This window comes from Mucilaginibacter pocheonensis, assembly GCF_031456535.1.
Lineage (GTDB): Bacteria > Bacteroidota > Bacteroidia > Sphingobacteriales > Sphingobacteriaceae > Mucilaginibacter > Mucilaginibacter pocheonensis.
This window is the reverse complement of record NZ_JAVDUU010000002.1, coordinates 1,460,355-1,479,059: the sequence shown is the minus strand read 5'-3', so window position 1 is coordinate 1,479,059 and position 18,705 is coordinate 1,460,355. Positions and strand designations below refer to the sequence as shown.

At 44.0% G+C, this 18,705-nt stretch carries 10 protein-coding genes; 1 reads left to right on the top strand and 9 read right to left on the bottom strand.

Translation table 11 applies throughout. The features are described from left to right. Positions 1 to 49: 49 nt before the first annotated feature. Positions 50 to 1,525 (bottom strand): tRNA (N6-isopentenyl adenosine(37)-C2)-methylthiotransferase MiaB, encoded by a 1,476-nt coding sequence (gene miaB / locus J2W55_RS13310; protein WP_310096434.1) that lies wholly within the window; start codon positions 1,523 to 1,525, stop codon positions 50 to 52. Positions 1,526 to 1,767: 242 nt separating this feature from the next. On the opposite strand from miaB, the gene J2W55_RS13305 reads away from it, so the two are divergent. Beyond that, a complete protein-coding gene (locus J2W55_RS13305) occupies positions 1,768 to 3,573 on the top strand; it encodes a hypothetical protein (RefSeq protein WP_310096433.1) in 1,806 nt (601 codons plus the stop codon). A 52-nt stretch (positions 3,574 to 3,625) separates the two neighbouring features. Here the strand turns inward: J2W55_RS13305 and sov are convergent, their stop codons facing one another. The 8 genes from sov to J2W55_RS13265 form a co-directional block, all read right to left on the bottom strand. Further along, positions 3,626 to 10,654: a T9SS outer membrane translocon Sov/SprA gene (sov, locus tag J2W55_RS13300; RefSeq protein WP_310096432.1), complete on the bottom strand. Its 7,029-nt coding sequence runs from the start codon at positions 10,652 to 10,654 to the stop codon at positions 3,626 to 3,628. 25 nt (positions 10,655 to 10,679) lie between these two features. Beyond that, on the bottom strand, positions 10,680 to 11,264 hold the full coding sequence (ruvA, locus tag J2W55_RS13295; RefSeq protein ID WP_310096431.1) for a Holliday junction branch migration protein RuvA: 585 nt from the start codon (positions 11,262 to 11,264) through the stop codon (positions 10,680 to 10,682). A gap of 91 nt (positions 11,265 to 11,355) precedes the next feature. Next, the gene (locus J2W55_RS13290) at positions 11,356 to 13,668 is read right to left on the bottom strand and encodes an NADP-dependent malic enzyme (protein ID WP_310096430.1); all 2,313 of its coding nucleotides are present in this window, start codon (positions 13,666 to 13,668) and stop codon (positions 11,356 to 11,358) included. A 183-nt stretch (positions 13,669 to 13,851) separates the two neighbouring features. Next, entirely contained in the window at positions 13,852 to 15,090 is a 1,239-nt protein-coding gene (locus J2W55_RS13285) for a lytic transglycosylase domain-containing protein (protein WP_310096429.1), read from the bottom strand. Positions 15,091 to 15,156: 66 nt separating this feature from the next. Beyond that, a complete protein-coding gene (gene gatA, locus J2W55_RS13280; RefSeq protein WP_310096428.1) occupies positions 15,157 to 16,581 on the bottom strand; it encodes an Asp-tRNA(Asn)/Glu-tRNA(Gln) amidotransferase subunit GatA in 1,425 nt (474 codons plus the stop codon). Between the two features lie 114 nt (positions 16,582 to 16,695). Continuing rightward, complete coding sequence (locus J2W55_RS13275; RefSeq protein WP_310096427.1) at positions 16,696 to 16,872, bottom strand: Sec-independent protein translocase subunit TatA/TatB; 177 nt, start codon at positions 16,870 to 16,872, stop codon at positions 16,696 to 16,698. Positions 16,873 to 16,904: 32 nt separating this feature from the next. Continuing rightward, a complete protein-coding gene (locus J2W55_RS13270; protein ID WP_310096426.1) occupies positions 16,905 to 17,345 on the bottom strand; it encodes a Sec-independent protein translocase subunit TatA/TatB in 441 nt (146 codons plus the stop codon). A 59-nt stretch (positions 17,346 to 17,404) separates the two neighbouring features. Then, entirely contained in the window at positions 17,405 to 18,691 is a 1,287-nt protein-coding gene (locus J2W55_RS13265; RefSeq protein WP_310096425.1) for a murein hydrolase activator EnvC family protein, read from the bottom strand. Between the last annotated feature and the right edge of the window lie 14 nt (positions 18,692 to 18,705).

Below are 18,705 nucleotides of genomic sequence, written 5' to 3'. Positions count from 1 at the left end.
TATACCCTCAAATGCGTTAACCTGAATTAAACTCAGGACATAACTTACCTTAGGTAGTTTGCGGGATAACCCTGCCAATCAATGTAGCTGATGTACTGCGTTCTATCAGCACATTTACATATTGCCCTGGCTTGTAATTTTCATCTACCGGGAATATAACCATGGCGTTTTGATCGCTGCGGCCGCAATAATCCTGGTCAGATTTTTTTGAATAACCTTCAATAAGTACTTTTTCAACCTTGCCTATACGCGCCTGCATACGGTAAAACGAATATTCCTGCTGCTTGGCCACAATTTGTTGTAAGCGTTTTTGCTTTACTTCCTCCGGAATATCATCAGCATAACGTTTTGCTGCTAAAGTACCCGGCCTCTCGCTATATTTGAACATATAAGCAAAATCATACTTCACATAATCCATCATGCTCACGGTGTCATTATGTTCCTCGTCGGTTTCGGTACAAAAACCGGTGATCACGTCGGTTGATATAGCACAGTCGGGAATAATGCGGCGAATGGCGTCAATCCTATTAATATACCATTCCCTGTCATAGGTACGGTTCATCATATCCAATATCCGGCTGTTACCTGATTGTACCGGCAGATGGATATAGTTGCAGATATTCTCGTACTTGTTAATGGTGTACAGCACATCATCAGTAATATCCTTAGGATGCGAGGTTGAAAAACGAACCCGCAGATCAGGACTGATGAGAGCAACCAGTTCTAATAAATCAGCAAAGTTAACCCCGTCTACACCCAGTTCATCAGCCTGCTTTTCAGCGTCCTCCCCTTCGGAAGGAGCAGAAATGGATTTCCATTTATATGAATCCACATTCTGCCCAAGCAAGGTAACCTCACGGTAGCCTTTGTTAAACAGATCGGTACATTCAGCAATTATTGATCGCGGATCGCGGCTGCGCTCCCGGCCCCGGGTAAATGGCACCACGCAAAATGAGCACATATTATCGCATCCCCGCATAATGGACACAAACGCGTTAATGCCATTGCTATTTAAACGCACGGGGCTTATATCGGCGTAAGTTTCCTCGCGCGACAATAATACGTTAACCGCTTTCTGGCCGCTATCTACCTGGTCAATCAGTTCGGGCAGGTTACGGTAAGCATCAGGCCCAACTACTACATCAACCAGTTTTTCTTCTTCTAAAAACTTTGATTTTAAACGCTCGGCCATACAACCCAGCACACCAACCACCAATCCGGGATTCTTTACTTTAGCAACCGTAAATTCCTTTAGGCGGTTACGCACGCGCTGCTCCGCGTTTTCGCGAATGGAGCAGGTATTTATAAAAATAACATCGGCCCCGTTAAAATCGGCGGTGGTTTCAAAACCCTGTTCCGATAAAATTGATGCAACTATCTCACTGTCAGAAAAATTCATGGCGCAACCATAACTTTCAATATAAAGTTTACGGCCGTTGTTTTTACCGACTACAGGCTCTAAAACCAAAGCTTCGCCCTGTCTGTTCTCATCATGAGTTTTATCCGGAATAACCAAATCCATCATTCATTAAAAATTAGTTTGCAAAAATACATAAAATTTAAATACCCGAATGACATATTGGCAGCATTTAACAAAATCGAAGTTTTATTGTTATATTCCTAACCTTAAACAATTTATGGCAGCAAACGCTTTTATATCCGAAGTCCCCTAACATACCTAATTATTTAAGATACTTTTAAGTATCACCAAATGATTATGAAACGTTAATAAAAACAATACGATAAGACCTTAAAAGAAAACCGTAAATGGAGCTTAAGTTTTTAAAGCACAGGTGGCAAAAAGTAGTATTTAAATTTGTGTTTCTGCCCGTTATAGTAATTTTAATCCTGGCTTTAATTGCAAACCGATATTGGTCGCCCATTTTAGCCAGTAAAGTACACGATGTTGTTTTAAACAGCAGCGATAGTTTGTACAAAGTTGATTTTTCTGATGCCGAACTGCATATACTGCAAGGAAAAATAGTGCTTTACAACATTACCCTAAAGCCTGACACCAATGTTTATAATCAAAAAAAGAAACAACACCTGGCACCAAACAACCTGGTTGAGCTGCATGTGAAACGGCTGATATTACAACATATACATCCGTTTGGATTATATTTCAGGCGTAAGCTAAATATCGGGTCGGTAGTTTTAAATGAACCTGAAGTAAAGATCAGTTATCAGCTTAACCATACCAGGGATACCGTTGTAAAAGATCACCGCACAGCCTGGCAAAGGATCTCTAAAAGCCTCAAATCCATCCGTATAGGCCACATCTATTTTAACGATGTAAAATTTAAATATAAAGACTATTCGGGCAACAAAGTGGCTATATCCGAATTAAAGGAGATGAACCTGAATGCAACCGACCTGCTCATTGACTCGGCAACACAAACTGACAGGTCGCGCCTGCTTTATTGCAAGGATATTATTACCGAACTGAATAATTATACCGGCAAAACGCCAAGCGGCCTTTATACTTATAGAATTAAATATCTTAAACTTTCCACGCTAAAATCGCAGTTAAATGTGGAGGGCCTGCAGCTTGAACCGGCAAAAACAGGTGTGTTTTTTGACAAAAGCACGCATGACCGTTTTGGGTTAAACATTGATACACTGCAACTTAACAATTTTGATTTTTTAAGTTATCATAAATACCGCAGGTTAACGGCGTCAAGCCTGGTATTGAACAGCGGCGATATCAGCGTGTTTAATAATCCAAATAAAATAAAAAACCCGGCTATTGATAAGGTAATTACCTTCCCTAACATCATGATACACAAGATCAATATGGATCTTCATATCGATACTTTACATGTACACCACATTAACGTTGAATATTCTGAGTTCAATAAAAAATCGCAGAAAACAGGCACTGTTACTTTTAATAATACCAGCGGTCATTTTTATAATATTACTACCAATGATGCTGCAATAGCTAAAAATAATAATACCTTGGTAAAGCTCACTACTTATTTTATGAACCGCGGCCGGCTGGATGTACAATTTAATTTCAATTTAACTGATAAAAATGCCGCGTTTACCTATAAAGGAAGCCTGGGGCCAATGAGTCTGGAGGTGCTTAACCCGGCTATAATGCCCCTGGCTATGGTTAAAGCCACCTCGGGCACAGTTAAACAGTTAAACTTTGATATTCAGGCCAATAGCAAGGTATTTAAGGGCAAAGTAGGCTTTTTATATAATGACCTCAAAGTGAACATATTCCAGGCTGATACCGCGAATGACCGGTTAAAAAAGCGCTCGCTAATGTCAATGTTTGCTAACCTGTTTGTTATCAAGCATAACAACCCTGATTCGGATAGCGAACCGGCACGCTCGGCAAACGTTATTTATCCGCGGCCTAAGGATTCGCCTTTTTTTAAAACAATGTGGAAGACGCTGCTGGAGGGCATAAAACCATGCGTAGGCCTTGATGCCAAAAAGCAAAAGGAAACCAAAGACCGTATCCAGGAACATCAAAAAAACAAAGAGGATAGGCTTGTTAAAAAAGCCGAACGCAAAAAACGAAAAGCTGAACGCAAGCGCCAAAAAGAGCAGCAAAAACGGTAGAAAAGTGTTGCTTTAAATCACAATAACGATCAAAAACGTATCAATTTAACACTTATTGAAGCAACAATTTGAGGTTGATGCCAAAATTAGTAAATGCGGTGTTAAATGTTTGTGAAGTATAGGGCCGGGTGATATTTGAATCGTAAAACAGGTTGAGGTTAAAGCGCTGGTTGATCACATAATCAATTGACGGGCGCATGGTGATGTTTTGTGCACCCGACGATATTTCGGCTGCTTCCACATCGGCGCGATATATCAATGTCTTATTATCGCGCAGGGAAAAGTCAAGTTTAAAATTAACATCATTATCCTTACCTGGCCCGCTGAACCAGCCAAACGGGAAATGGAAGTTTTTGGTATGATAGCCAAAACCAAAAACAATTATCCGCTCATTTTGCTGTGCCAGCTGACTGTTGAGCAGGCTCAAACTCAATGAACGGCTTTGCCGGTACTCTACATTGGTGGTCATGCTGTTCTTGAACCTGATGCTTGCACCCAGCAGTGGTACAAACTGCTCAAATATAGTTACCTGCGAAAACTGATATAGCGGCAAAAAGTCATTGTTCAAATCCCTTGAACTGGCGGCTCCGTTGGCTTCCTGATATTGAAGCAGCGAGGTAAACCCGTTTACGTTATAGGATGAGCGGTATCCGTGGCTCAGGTCAAATGAATCAAAAAGGCCCTGAAAAAAGGATATTTTGCTTAAACCGTTATAAGTGATCTGCCAGTTGGGTATAGGAATAACCGGAAACTGGTTGAGATTGCTGGCCGAGGCTTTTTTACCGGTATACGCCGCTAAAAAGGCCGGCACCAACACATTCTGCGAGTTTGGTCCATAACCGTCGGCATAACCGTCAACACTGCCTGTAGAATTTGGATTGAGCGCCCCCAGTTTTTGCGATATAACGGTACGGTTCTCTAAAAGTTTCTGGTAAACGGGCGATGTGTTATTTCCCCCCCCTGTTTTTTTAAACGCGGTACCAATAGTTAAAAAAGATATGCTGTAGTTACCCGTAGTTACAGGGCTCAGGGTTTCAATACTATTGGTTGTGGCCAGGTATTTAAAATTTGCCTGGTAGTTATGGTCCTGTGTTTTAAAGGCTAAAAGCTCAATGCGCAAATCCTTAAATGGCTCCAGTATCCCCCTGAAATGCATATCTTCATTAAGGGTGGTTACATACAACTGGTTTTGCAGGGTATCGGTGGTTATCCAGCCGTTGGCTACCGCCTTTGCCCGTATATCAGTTTGGCTGCCCAGCAGGAACCCTAAACCCGGAGCTCCCGCATTTGATCCAAAAAAGCCCGACCCCGGCAGATACCCCGGCAAAAACGTGCCCTCGGTTCGGGTATAGGTTGCGCTAAGGTTTTTAACACTGGTTAGCAGCCCCAACAGGAACTTGCCGCCGCTGCCCTTGGTGTTCGGGTTGTTGGCCTTACGTATAAACGGAAATTTATTGTAAAGGGCAACCATATTCAACGTGGGGTTTATTTGTATGGCCCTTGAATTTTGTATGCTGTTGCCCACATCATAGGTGGGGTCATTTATGGCAAACAGCGGCTGGGTTTGCCAGTTAAAGTGGGCGCTGTACCGGGCAATAACGGCAGCCCAGTCCATACCCGGTATTTTACCTATGGGTACGTTATAATTAAGGTTTAAGGTGTGGTTATAGTTGGTGGTACGGCCAAGCTTTTTAAGGTTATCCCAAAGGGTATCGCGTTTTAACCCGTTAATGCGGCCCGCGGGCTCATCAACCACCGATAAATTGGTGGCATCAATATCCAGCTGCAATGATTTTGACAAATTCCACCCTATACCGTAAACCCTGGTAATGTTAAAATATTTATTGAAGGTAGTTGTGGGTATGGGTATAAAATTATTGGGGTCATTATCGCGCAGCGTATTCTCCGAATAAAAACGGTTAAAGTTGATGCTGAAGTTTAACCGCGAAGGCAGTATGCTGAAATTAATATCACGGAACAGTGCCAGTAAATTACTTTTTATGATCTTAGCAAACGGACTGTAATATTTGGGCTGGTTGGTGTAATTATATGCCAGGGTAAGGTTGTATGTTTTTTCCAGGTCGCTCTGGGTCACAAAATCATGATGGGTATATTCCGTATAGGCGTAACTCGCGTTCAGGTTTTCAACATCCCATATATGGCTCGGCGCGTTAGGATCCGTTTTGGCTTTGTGCACGTTGGTAAAGTTGTAGCTTCTGCGTATGGTATAATCAACGGCGGCGTTTCTTATAGAATCGCGCTCCTGGCTGCTGGTTGCGGCGGCAAGGGATGCTTTTAACTCCACATCGGGCGAACCGGGGTCATACTGGGGCATGCTTTTTTGCGATGACAGGTTGATATAAGCCGGTATGTGGATACCGCTTTTATCCGGAAAGAACTTACCGAGTTCCAGGTTGGCCGATAGGTCATAAGTTTGATCATCGCTGCGGCTCCTGTCGTTCAACCGCGAATCAAGCGTGCCAAACCCAATCGTAGTTTTGGTGCCTGATAAAGTAACATCGGCAAAATCGGCAAGTTTAGCATCAAACCTGGCTGTTGCCGCCCAGCCGCCCCGCTGGTCAAAGTCTGTTAAACGCATCTCGTCAAACCAAACAATACCGCTTTTATCCAAACCATCGTCGGCAATTGCCTGCGAACTGCCCTTAAAAGGGTTGCGTACGCCCAGCATAATGGTGCGCAGGCGGCTCAAATCGGGCTGACCTTTAATGTATACCACTTTGTCGCCTTCTACATATTTAAACACATCGGTATAAGGCACGTTGGAGTGGTTGCGTTTAAGTTTTGCGCGGGTAAGCAGGTCAAGCTCCAGGTCAATAGCGTTAACAGCCGGCCATATGGCGTCAGGATCGCGGGTGCCAGGCTGCGTAACTTTTAAGGGCACCTGAAACTCATAATAATTATCCTGATAATCAACCCCCAGGCGCACAAACGCGTTAAGATCATTATCCTTGAGCTGGTCGCCTTCGGCATGTATAAAAACCTGCAGGCGTTTGTAAGAGCGCAGATCGTTGTAAAAAGTTTTAAAAGCGGCCCTTGAATACCCATCGCGCAGGCCTTTTACAGTTAATGAGAGCGATTGCTCATTTAGCTTGGTATCGGTTTGCAGGTTATTATAATTGCGCTGGCGGTTTATGCCCGGCGGCACTACATACGGTATGGGCGTGCGGTTACCATTCTGCTCAATATTTACAGCCTGAACATCAAGTGTTGAATTATCAAGCGGTGGGTTCTGGATAGCAGGATCGGCAATAACATTAAGCGGGTTCTTTTCAATATTAAAGGTACGCCACTCGCCGCGTACCAGTTGCAGGGTAGCAAAACGCAGTATGGCGGTATCGGCAAAATTTGTCATGAACATCCGCATAAACCTGATGGCCTTAAAATCCTGGATGTTGCCTGCTTTGCCCTGGTAATCAGTTATTGGTATCCTAAACTGGTACCAGTTAACCTGTTGCGTTGTACCATTGGCCAGCTTAACCGAAGCGGTAAGCTTATCGCTGATGTAATTTTGGCCAACTATCATATCACCGGGGCGCACAGATACTTTATACTGAAAGTATGAATCTTCCTGGCTCATATTATTGTCGCGGTTAATATCCTCGCCATCGGGTAATGATGTAGATGCCGAGTTTTGGATCCCCAGTTCGGCCTGTGATTGCTCGGCGGTTTTTGAGTTGCCGTCGGTACCATTGTATTTACTGTACCTGTCCAAAATACCCGCCCTTGCCTGATCCAGCGCCTGTCCCTGGTAATATTGATAATCATCAGAAGATGGATCGGCGTCAAAGCTGGCGGCTGCCTGCGCGTTCAGCTGGCCATTTACCTGCTGTACAACAGGCGCAAATTTGGCTTTTTCGCCCACATCGTTCAACCCATCCAAACCTACGTCCTGCAGTTTACGCGAATCGGGGTTGTTGTCAAAAGCGTTGATCACCGGCTGCAGCTTTGATACCCTGCCCCAGTTGGTTTCATCCACCTGCGTTTGGTCGCCGTTAACAGGCAAGCTGTTTTCAAGGCTCTTACGCCCGTCCCTTAATATATCTTCAGATACGCTGCCCAGGTTAAAATACAGATCGCCGCCGGCTGAATTTGGTTTATATATAAAAGGATCAAGTACCCAAAATTCAATATAGGCAACGTTGAGCGATTCAAAATCATTGGTTTCCAGTTTCCTGAACATACCTCCCCAGCGCGATTTTGGGTTTTGCAGCGTACCATCATTATTAATGCCGGTTGTTGCATAGTTGTAAGGGCCGCGCACCGTTGGATAAAACGCCATATTAAGCGTGGCCAAACTCAGCTGCTGCCCGGTTGATGACTGTTTATAGGGAAATACTTCCTGCTCAATTACCTGTCTTACATAATGATTGGACAGCTCGGCCCGCGAAACGGGGATGTTGCCCAGGTTGGTATAAAATATAGGGTCGATATTGTAAAACGCCAGCCGGGCGCGGTTATAGCCATAGCTGAGGTCATTTGATGCTGCCGATTCGGGAAAGAGCTGCGGCGTGCCGGATATTTGCCAGCTGTTGGCGCTTTTTACGTCTATTACTGATTGGCTGTTTTCAAAATCATCAAGATAGGAGGTACCGTTTTTTGACCCGGCAAAATTGAGGGCGCCGGGGCTGCCCGGTAACAATTGCGCAAACTCGCCCGAAAAATTGATTGATGACGGCGCTTTGGTATGTATAAACGGAATTTTATCAACCAGCCGGGTAAGCAGTCTTGAATCTGAGCTGTAGTTTGCATCAAAACCCCATATGGTATTTGATATGGATTCGTCGCCGGCCACCTCGTTCTGGGTAATAGGCTGCTCGGTAAGGTGCATAATGGTACCGCCCAAATTGAGCTTGTCATTAACGTGATAATCAAATCTTGAGCCGTATAATGATTTTTGCTGAACGCCAAACAACTCATTGTTCTCGAGCTTAACGGTAATGGGCTGCCCCGAAGACAGTAAAGCCTGGTTAAGTATCCGGATGCGGCCCGCGTTATAATCAACCGTATAATCATTACCCTCTGTTAGCTTTACTGAGCCAGCGGTAACGTTTACCGAGCCCTGCGGAATATTAACCGCGTTTAACTGGTACTCCGATCCTCCCGTTGAAGTGTAGGTTCCTTTGATCACAAACCGGTTAAGCCCCGGAAAATACTGCTGCGCTATGGTTTTGGTTGAATCATATAAAGGCTGGTAAACGTAGCGTTTAATAAGGTCCTGCTCGCCCGGCACAAATTTTTTGGCCAGGTCAGACCCAAAGGGTTCCAGCACCGGGAATACGATGCGCCCGTTCTGCGAGTCGATGGTCACGCCCTCTAAAAAATCAAAATAGCCGTCGGGCTGATGGTCATTTTGCTGGTTCAGGTTATCAAGCCCCGTAATCTGGAGCCATAGTTTACCTTTGGTATTCTGCCCCTCTTCCATTACCGTTTTTTCGATACCTGATTTATCATCAAGCCTGGTAACGGTTAGTTTAAAATCAGTAGGGCTTATCTGGAAGGCCCCCAGCGAGTAGATGTTTTTCATCATGAGGTCCCATGACGGCAAATTGGTTTTCAGCAATTCGTTCTTCAGCAACTTTACATATAATACGTTTGCTTTATTTGCATCAACCGCCACATCGCTGCTAAATTCCCCAACCTGGTATTGTACCCCGTTTACGGTATATTGATAGGCCACCGCCAATACTTCGTCATTATTTAAGGGATAGTTGAGCGATATATACCCCAATTGCGGGTGCAGGGTAAACTCCTTATCGGTAAGCTTGCGGGCATAGGTAAGTTTTGAATAGTTATCAGTGCTACCGGTGCTTTGAAAATAGTTGGCTACCGCGTTGGAGTTGGTTAAACGGGAGTCGGCCGGCAGATTATTTAACAATGAGTTTGATTGCTGCGCAAAACCTGGGCCTTTAAAACCGGCCGGCAACGCGCTGAAACCCGGCCCGCCCTGTATCCGTGTTTTGTTATACGGATTATTTTCGCCCAGATCAAGAAAGGCCAGTATATCCCTGGAATCGGTGGTTACGTTTGTACGGTTTGTTGTCCATACTTCAATTTTGGTGATATTGACATTAGAGCTGATAATGGGGATACGGGACAGCGCCTTGTTATAATTATCGCGAAAATACTGTGATAAAAAAAAGTGCCTGTTGGCCTCATAATCTGCCGGGGTTACCCTAAACTCGCCCTGCTGGGCGCCATTGGTTATGGTAATGGTTTTTGATTGCGAACGCTGCTGCGATAAAATACTGGTTACATCAAGCCGGCCAAACTTTAGCTTGGTTTTTATACCAAACAGCGCCTGGCTGCCCGTAATAAGCGTGGTATTTAAGGGCATGCTTACGGTACCGGCCTCCACCTTTTGGATGATCTCGTCTGGCGACCCGGTATAATCAAGCTTGATCTGGTTTTCAAACTGAAACTGGGCGTCGGTATTATAATTGGTAGTTATTTTTAATTTATCACCTACATTTCCGGTTACGTTAAGCTGTATTTTTTGGTCAAAATTAAAATTGAACTGGCTGCGTTGCCTGGTATTGAATAACGGGTTTTGGTTTTTGTTTATCTGACCGGCCAATATCATTTCGGCCGAACCCTGTGGCCTGATATCAATTGTTTGGCCGCCAAATATTTGTTCAAAGGTACGGCTGCGTACTTTTATAGCCGGAATAAAGCCGGGTTGCTGCGAATCATAAGCGTAATTATCGGCCAGCTGTTTATAGTAGGTCCGCTGGTCACTTTTGCTTTTTAATTTGAGGTACTGCGCAAAGGTTAGGTATTGCGGCGGGCGGTATAATAAATTACCAACGCGTTCGTATAATATATATCTGTTTGAGGCCGCGTCATATTCAATAGTGCGTACCATGTTAGGCGGGTCAGGGTCAAAAATACCTTCCCTCGCCCTTACATTTTTCGGTTCGGCTAAATTAACGGGTGTGCCTGTGTGTGTCGTATCTCTTTTAGCACCCGAAACCCGTTGTTGTGCATAAACACTCCCCAGCCCGCTAAATGCCAAAATGAACAACACACTTATAATAATATTATAAGTAAATATTCTTACCAAACGTCAAGTAGAAATTTATACGTAATTATAGGGTTTTTAAAGCGAACTTAATAAGCTGTTCAACTGTTAATTCTTCACTATTTTTGCTCAATTCCTGATCAAGTACCTTTTCGGCGGCATTACGGGCAAACCCAAGCATTACCAGGGCCGAAAGCGCTTCGTCTTTAGCCGTCTTACTTACAGGCACTACGGTCAGGGTATCAGGCCCTTCCTTGCGCAATTTATCCTGCAGTTCTAATATGATACGCTGTGCCGATTTGGGGCCAATACCTTTTATGCGTTGTATTAAAGCAACATTACCGTTAACAATAGCTGTTTGTATTTCGGCAGGGGTTATTGATGACAACATCATTCGCCCTGTATTTGGCCCTATGCCGGAGATGGATACCAGGTGTAAGAACAAGCGGCGCTCCCCGTCGTCAGCAAAGCCATATAAGGTGAGCGCATCTTCTTTTACGTGCTGCCAGATAAATAGTTTGCAGTTTTCTGCATCACCCAGCTTTGAATATGTATTTAATGATATATTAATGTGATAGCCTATACCTGCGGCATCAATAACTACATGTGAAGGGCTTTTGAATACCAGTTTGCCACTAATATAATCGTACATATTTTATTATAATTGATTAGCGTATCAGGTATCAGGACCGCTGCATTTGTTTTATAAGATCTTTAAAATCCTGATACCCGATACTAACTATTTATTTTCCTTTAAGCTTGTTAAAAATACCCGTGGTTTTATTGGCACTGGCTTTTGCCTGCGCGTCAACTACGGCTATGGTTATCATATTTACAATTTCGCGAACCGAGCTGCCCAGCTGCAACACATGTACGGGCTTTTTTAAGCCTAATAATATGGGGCCAACTGCTTCGGCGCCGCCAATTTCCTGCAGCAGTTTGTATGCAATATTACCCGACTCCAGGTTGGGGAATATCAGCGTATTGGCAGGTTTCCCGTTTAACGAGGAGAAGGGGAAATTATCGGCCAGCAGATCTGAGTTCAGCGCAAAATTGGCCTGCATATCACCGTCAACCACCATATCGGGGTATTGCTCGTGCAGTATCCGTACGGTTTCTCTTGTTTTTTCGGGTATTGGACCATCATTTGAACCAAAGTTTGAAAAGGACAGCATCGCTACCCTCGGGTCAATATTGAACTGCTTAACAGACCGTTCAATAAGTACAGTAATATCAACCAGTTCCTGCACCGTTGGATTTTCGTTTACCGTGGTATCACCAAAAAATACGGGGCCTTTTGCAGTTATCATCATGTACATACCTGCAACCCGGTTCACGCCGCCCTCTGTACCAATAATTTGCAATGCGGGTTTAATGGTAGGCACATAATTCTTGGTCAAACCCGATATCAGCGCATCGGCCCTGCCAAACTGAACCATGCAAGCGCCGTAGTAATTACGGTCGATAAGCATTTTTTGAGCCTCAAATAAGGTAACCCCTCTGCGTTGGCGTTTCTCATATAAATAGTTGACGTACTCCTCCATATTCTCACAACCCGCGCGCGGATCAATGATCTGTACATCACCAAGGTCAAGATCATTTTCACGCATAATGCGCCGTATCTTGTCCTCGTTACCAAGTAAAATAGGTGTGGCTATACCCTCTTCTTTTACAATCTGGGCCGACCTTAAAATTTTATAATTATCAGCCTCAGCAAAAACCACACGTTTAGGATTTTGCTTGGCTTTATTGGTAAGGTTACGCAACAATTTATCGTTGGTACCTAAACGCGATCTTAATTCTTCGTGATATGCCTCCCAGTCGGTAATTACCTTACGGGCCACACCCGAATCAATAGCCGCTTTGGCAACTGCCGCCGATACTTCGGTGATCAGCCTTTGATCCATTGGCTTGGGGATGATATAATCTCTGCCAAATTTAAGATTGGTGATATTATAAGCCAGGTTTACTGCCTCGGGTACAGGTTTCTTGGCCATTTCGGCAATAGCATGAATGGCGGCAATCTTCATTTCTTCATTAATGGCGGTAGCCCTTACATCAAGCGCGCCTCTGAAAATATATGGGAAACCCAGTACATTATTTACCTGGTTAGGATAATCGGACCGGCCGGTAGCCATAATGATATCATCGCGTGTACCGGCGGCCAGATCATAATCAATCTCCGGTATTGGGTTGGCCATGGCAAACACTACCGGCTTTTTAGCCATTGACTTAAGCATATCGGGTGTTACCACATTACCCGCCGAAAGCCCCACAAAAACGTCGGCATTTTTCATGGCGTCGGCAAGGGTCTTGATATCGGTGCGGGTGGTGGCAAATTCCATCCTGATATCATCCAGGTCGGTACGGTCGGCAGTTAATAAACCATTGATATCAAACATTACCAGGTTCTCTTTTTTCACCCCCAGCGAAAGGTACATTTTTGAGCATGATACCGCGGCGGCACCTGCGCCATTAACTACCATTTTTATCTTATCCAGCTTTTTCCCCTGTATCTCGCAGGCATTCATTAAAGCCGCTCCCGATATGATGGCCGTTCCATGCTGGTCATCATGCATTACGGGGATATTCATCTCGGCTTTAAGCCTCCGCTCGATCTCGAAACAGGTTGGGGCTGATATATCCTCCAGGTTTACCCCGCCAAAGGTAGGCTCAAGCGCTTTTACGATAGTTACAAATTCGTCAACACTTTTGGCATTTACCTCCAGGTCAAAAACATCAATATCGGCATAAATCTTAAACAGCAGGCCTTTTCCCTCCATCACCGGCTTGCTGGCCTCGGGGCCAATGTTACCCAAGCCTAATACCGCGGTGCCATTGCTTATAACAGCTACCAGGTTCCCTTTGGCTGTATATTTATAAACGTCTTCTACATTATCGGCAATGCGCAGGCAGGGCTCGGCAACTCCGGGGGAATATGCCATAGTTAAATCACGCTGCGAATTGGTAGGTTTGGTAGGTACTACCTGTATTTTTCCGGGGCGGCCTTGTGAGTGATAGTTCAGGGCGTCCTGTTTACGATTATTCTTGTTCATCTTCTCAAATTTCAAGCGCTCAAAATTACAATTCTTTTTATGGTAAGCCGAATAAAAAAGCCCGGCTTTGAAACATATCAAAAACGGGCTTTTTTTAGGGTTTTAACCTTTATTATCTTAAATTTCATTACGGGTTTGCCAAATTCCGTACTTTAAATTGTTGGCAGCACCGTTCTGTATATGCTATAAAACGCTTTTTGTTCTCTGGTCAACAGCCGCACTTGTTGGAGCTTCTTCGCCATTGGTTACCTTGATGGTTTGCCCAACTGGCGCCCGGTTACTTTTTAAGTGGTTCCAAACTTTCAGGTCCTGCACTTCAACGCCATATTTATCGGCAATTGATGCCAGTGTTTCACCTTTTCTTACTTTATGACGGGTAGGCATCCGGCGCTCGGGCTTATCGGGGGTGTATGATGCATAAACTACTTTAGGCTCAGGTGATACCGCGTCAGTTCCACCATTCAACACATTGTACAACGCGGCAAAATTTTCCTTTGCAACCTGGGGTAATATCAGGCGGCGTGGCCTGGCGGCGCTACCATTTACTATCAGCCGGCGGTAAGCGGGGTTTAGTATAGCCAGTTGGCTAACATTTGTTTTCAATGCCTGCGCTACACTGCTGAGCGCCACGTATTTTTTCACCATAACAGTATCCGTTTTTACTGAAAAATTACAAGCCTGCGGAACAATATTATGTTTGTTAAAATAATGCATTACATAATTCATGGCAATAAAGGCCGGTACATACCCCCTGGTTTCGGCGGGCAGGTATTGGCGGGCGCTCCAGAAGTCGTTTTCCCCGGCTTTTTCAACGGCACGTTCCACATTGCTTTTACCGCAGTTGTAGGATGCAATGGCCAGCAGCCAGTCGCCAAATTCCTGATAGGCATCTTTGAGATAGGCGGCAGCGGCGTACGTTGCCTGGATAGGGTCGCGGCGCTCATCAACAAAACTGTCAATATTTAACCCATAGAGTTTTCCTGTAGTGTACATAAACTGCCACGGCCCGGTTGCACCAACTCTTGATACCGCATTGGGGTCAAGTTTTGATTCCACTATCGACAGGAATTTTATTTCTTCGGGTATGCCGGCGTCGTGAAAAGCTTTTTCGTAAATGGGGAAATAGTATTTAGACAGCCCGATCACCTGGCCCATCTCATCGCGGTTTTGCATGTACAGGTCAATATAAGTTTGTACATACTCGTTATATTCAAGCGGAATATCTTTACTGATAGAATCTAACCGGCGTTCATAAATACCTCTGAGAGGTGCCGGTGCAGCTGGTTGACCGATTGCCTGGCGCAGAATGGTGTCGCGGGAATTGATAAGCCATTGAAATTTTAACTTTGATGAAGAAGTGGCGTTAGCGTGAACAATTTGCAGTGATAAAAGGCAGATGGCAAGCGTAAATAGTTTCTTCATTCTTTAGGGATTTAATTAACTAAAGGATATAGCCGGGTTGGGCTATTTTACTAAATTATTATTTTTTTAAAGCTCAAGGAAATATTTTGAAAAATTTAACAGTTCCTGTTCATTAAAATGTTTGGTTAACAATTGTAAACCTAACGGCAAACCCTGCTTATTATTGCCAGCGGGCAATGAAATAGCCGGCACACCGCTTAATGATGCCTGTACTGTAAAAATATCGGCAAGGTACATCACTACCGGATCTTTCTCTTCGGTACCCAGTGCAAATGCAGGCTCGGGCGCCGTTGGAACCAGTATAAAATCATATTCGTTCAATATCTGGTCCGTTTTTTCCCTTATCAAACGGCGCACTTTTTGGGCTTTGGCATAATAAGCATCGTAATACCCGGCGCTAAGTACAAACGTACCCAGCATAATGCGGCGTTTTGCTTCTTTCCCAAACCCTTCGGAACGCGAGCGTTTATAGGTGGACTGCAAATCATCAGCCTGGGGGCTACGATAACCATAGTGTACCCCATCATATCTGGCCAGGTTTGATGATGCCTCGGCCATGGCCAAAATATAGTAGGCCGGCACCAGATAATCCAATTGTTCAAATGCTATAGGGTTTACGGTATGGCCTTCGGCACGCAGTTTATCAATGTATTTTACCAGCGTATCTTTTACCTCGGCATCAACACCCGGACTTGAAAGCGCCTCCTGTAAATAAGCGATCTTTTTTTTGCCGGGCTTTTCAATATTACTTGAAAACGCCGGCACCTCTTTCTGCGCCAGTGTGCTGTCATACTCATCAGGGCCTGCCATTATTTCCAGTAACAGGGCAGCGTCTTCAACCGACCGGGTGATGGGCCCTACCTGGTCAAACGATGATGCGAAAGCAATAATACCGTGCCTTGATATACGGCCATAAGTAGGTTTTAATCCTATTACACCGCAAAAGGAAGCAGGCTGCCTTACCGAGCCGCCGGTATCTGTACCAATAGCGGCATGGCACATATTGGCTTGTACCGCCACGGCTGAGCCGCCCGACGAACCGCCGGAAACCCTTGTTTCATCAGCCATGTTTTTAACGGGGCCGTAATAGGAGGTTTCGTTGGCACCGCCCATAGCAAATTCATCGCAATTACAACGGCCTATAATAATTACATCTTCGGCCAACAGCCGTTCAACAATGGTTGATGAATAAATAGAAGTGAAACCTTCTAATATTTTTGATGAGGCGTTTACCTGGTGCCCCTTATAGCAGATGTTATCTTTTATGGCGATAACCATACCGGCCAGTTTGCCGGCCGTGCCATTTTTTATACGGTCGTCAACGTTTTTTGCGTTTATTAATGCTTCCTGTTCAAAAACCTCATTAAAAGCATTTAAATGAGCATATTTTTCAATTTGATCAAGATAACCCTTTACCAGTTCTTCAACTGTAATTTCCGCACGTTGCAACCCACTCCTTATTTCACTTAAAGAGGAATAAAATTTAGCCATGGGGCTAAAATAAAAAACTTATCTGTTGAAATAAGAATATTTCAACAGATAAGTATATATACCATAAAAAGCAGTAAACAAATTTGAACCAGCTAACGCTGTAAGACTAAGGTATTAAGCCTTTGGTTTTTCTTCGGTTGTTGTTGTATTGCTCTCTCCGTTTTGCGCGTCTTTAAATTCTTTAACGCCTCTTCCCAACCCTCTCATTAGTTCAGGTATTTTTCTACCGCCAAACAACAAAAGTATTGCAATAATGATCAGAATAATTTCTGGTGCGCCTAATCCACCCATGATTTTTAAGTTTTATGTTATGTAAAATATTATTATGATTTGTATTCTTCGTGCTCTGTTTTAACAGGCTCCGTAGTTTTTTTGGTAAGATCAATATGAGCTTCACTTACCGGGTTACTTTCAGTATCAATGTAACTATCAGAAACCGGTATTGTATTGGGTACCGTGTTTTCTGTACCGTGTATAGGATGCCTTAGTTCTTCGTCGGCCGCGGTTTCCTGCTCCGTTACATTTTCAGCAAGCGGGGCTTCTGCTACCTTGGTCTCGGTCTTTTTATCCTCGTAATTGTTTATCTGGTTATTGATCTCGCGCTTTACATCCTCAGAAGCATCTTTAAAATCACGAATGCCTTTACCTAAGCCACGTGCCAGATCGGGAAGCTTTTCGCCTCCAAAAAGCATCAATGCTGCAAAAAGTATCAGTACCATCTCGCCTGTACCAATATTTAAAAATAAAAAAACTGAACTTAGCATCGCATTTAATTTAAGGTTACAAATATATACAATTAAAATTTCATAAAGTTCATAACTAATTAGTTAGGTGCCAGCCATATTTTAGGGTTTACTGCTGTTGCACCTTTATACACTTCAAAATGAGCTTCGGTTTCGCCGGTAGAAGGATCAGTTGCAACCGTACCAATAACCTGTTTGGTTGTTACTTTTTGCCCCCTGGCCACGCTTGCCGATTTCAGGTTTCCGTAAACGGTAAAATATTCCCCGTGTAATATCATTACCAAATAAGTACCGCTTACATCTACCACCCTTACCACTGTTCCGTCAAACACGGCCCTTACCGAGCTGCCCGGATTTGTACGGATATCAACACCGTTACTTTCACTTCTTATGCCTTCGGGAGTAGTATATATACCAAATCCCTGCGTTATGCCGCCATTGGCAACCGGCCATGGCAAACGACCGCGGTTCCCTAAAAAGTCGTTTGACAGCTTGGCTGCTTCAGGAGTAGCATTCAATGCGCTCGACGTGCTGCGCTCCACCGGCTTTGCCGCAACAGGCGCCGGTTTGTTTTCGGCTTTCGCCTTTGCCGCCGCTATCCGCGCAGCTTCTCTTGCTTCTTCAGCCGCCTTACGCTTTGCCTCTTCAATTTCGCGGCGTATGGTAGCGCTAATCTCCCGGTTCATTTTAGCAATTTTGGCCTGCACCTCGCGTTGCTGCTGTTTTAACTGCCCCTGGTGCTGCGACAGATCGCTTACCACCTTTACCTGGTTATTTTTCTCTTTACCCAGGGTTTCCTTTTCCTTTTGCTGATCAGCCAGTAAATTGCTCTTTTCCTGTTTATTTTTATCAAGCTCGTTTATTTTTACATGCAGTTCTTTTTGCGTTCCCTGTATGTAACCGGCCTGCCGCTCGCGGTAGGTACCAAACTGCTGTAAATATTTTAAACGTTTATAAGCCTGGTTAAAATCTTTTGAAGCAAAAATAAACATCAGTTTATTATAAGCACTCTGGTTACGGTAAGCAAAAAGCACCATAGCCGCATATTCTTTTTTTAACTGATCAAGCTGGTTCTGTAAACTATGTACGGTATTATTGCTCTCCGAGATTTGATTATCTAAATTTCTTACCTCTGAATTGATGATATTTATTTTTTCTTCTCTTAAATTGATCTGTGCTTTTAGCAGGCTCAGTTGTTTTAAGGTAGCTCTTTTATTTTGAGATGTTTCCTGGTAATCCTTATTTAGCTGCTCCAGTTCATCTGTTAGTCTGTCACGTCTCCTTTTTAATTCGGCACTGCTTTGTGCATGTACATCAACTGCTATAAATACCGCTATAATAAAGAATAATACTTTTAAAAATTTCATCAAACAAACATAAT

Bases quoted from the DNA above. Each gene is read 5' to 3' on its own strand.
- gatA (WP_310096428.1), bottom strand. From the start codon at position 16,581: ATGGCTAAATTTTATTCCTCTTTAAGTGAAATAAGGAGTGGGTTGCAA.
- miaB (WP_310096434.1), bottom strand. From the start codon at position 1,525: ATGATGGATTTGGTTATTCCGGATAAAACTCATGATGAGAACAGACAG.
- J2W55_RS13285 (WP_310096429.1), bottom strand. From the start codon at position 15,090: ATGAAGAAACTATTTACGCTTGCCATCTGCCTTTTATCACTGCAAATT.
- J2W55_RS13305 (WP_310096433.1), top strand. From the start codon at position 1,768: ATGGAGCTTAAGTTTTTAAAGCACAGGTGGCAAAAAGTAGTATTTAAA.
- J2W55_RS13290 (WP_310096430.1), bottom strand. From the start codon at position 13,668: ATGAACAAGAATAATCGTAAACAGGACGCCCTGAACTATCACTCACAA.
- ruvA (WP_310096431.1), bottom strand. From the start codon at position 11,264: ATGTACGATTATATTAGTGGCAAACTGGTATTCAAAAGCCCTTCACAT.
- J2W55_RS13270 (WP_310096426.1), bottom strand. From the start codon at position 17,345: ATGCTAAGTTCAGTTTTTTTATTTTTAAATATTGGTACAGGCGAGATG.
- J2W55_RS13265 (WP_310096425.1), bottom strand. From the start codon at position 18,691: ATGAAATTTTTAAAAGTATTATTCTTTATTATAGCGGTATTTATAGCA.
- J2W55_RS13275 (WP_310096427.1), bottom strand. From the start codon at position 16,872: ATGGGTGGATTAGGCGCACCAGAAATTATTCTGATCATTATTGCAATA.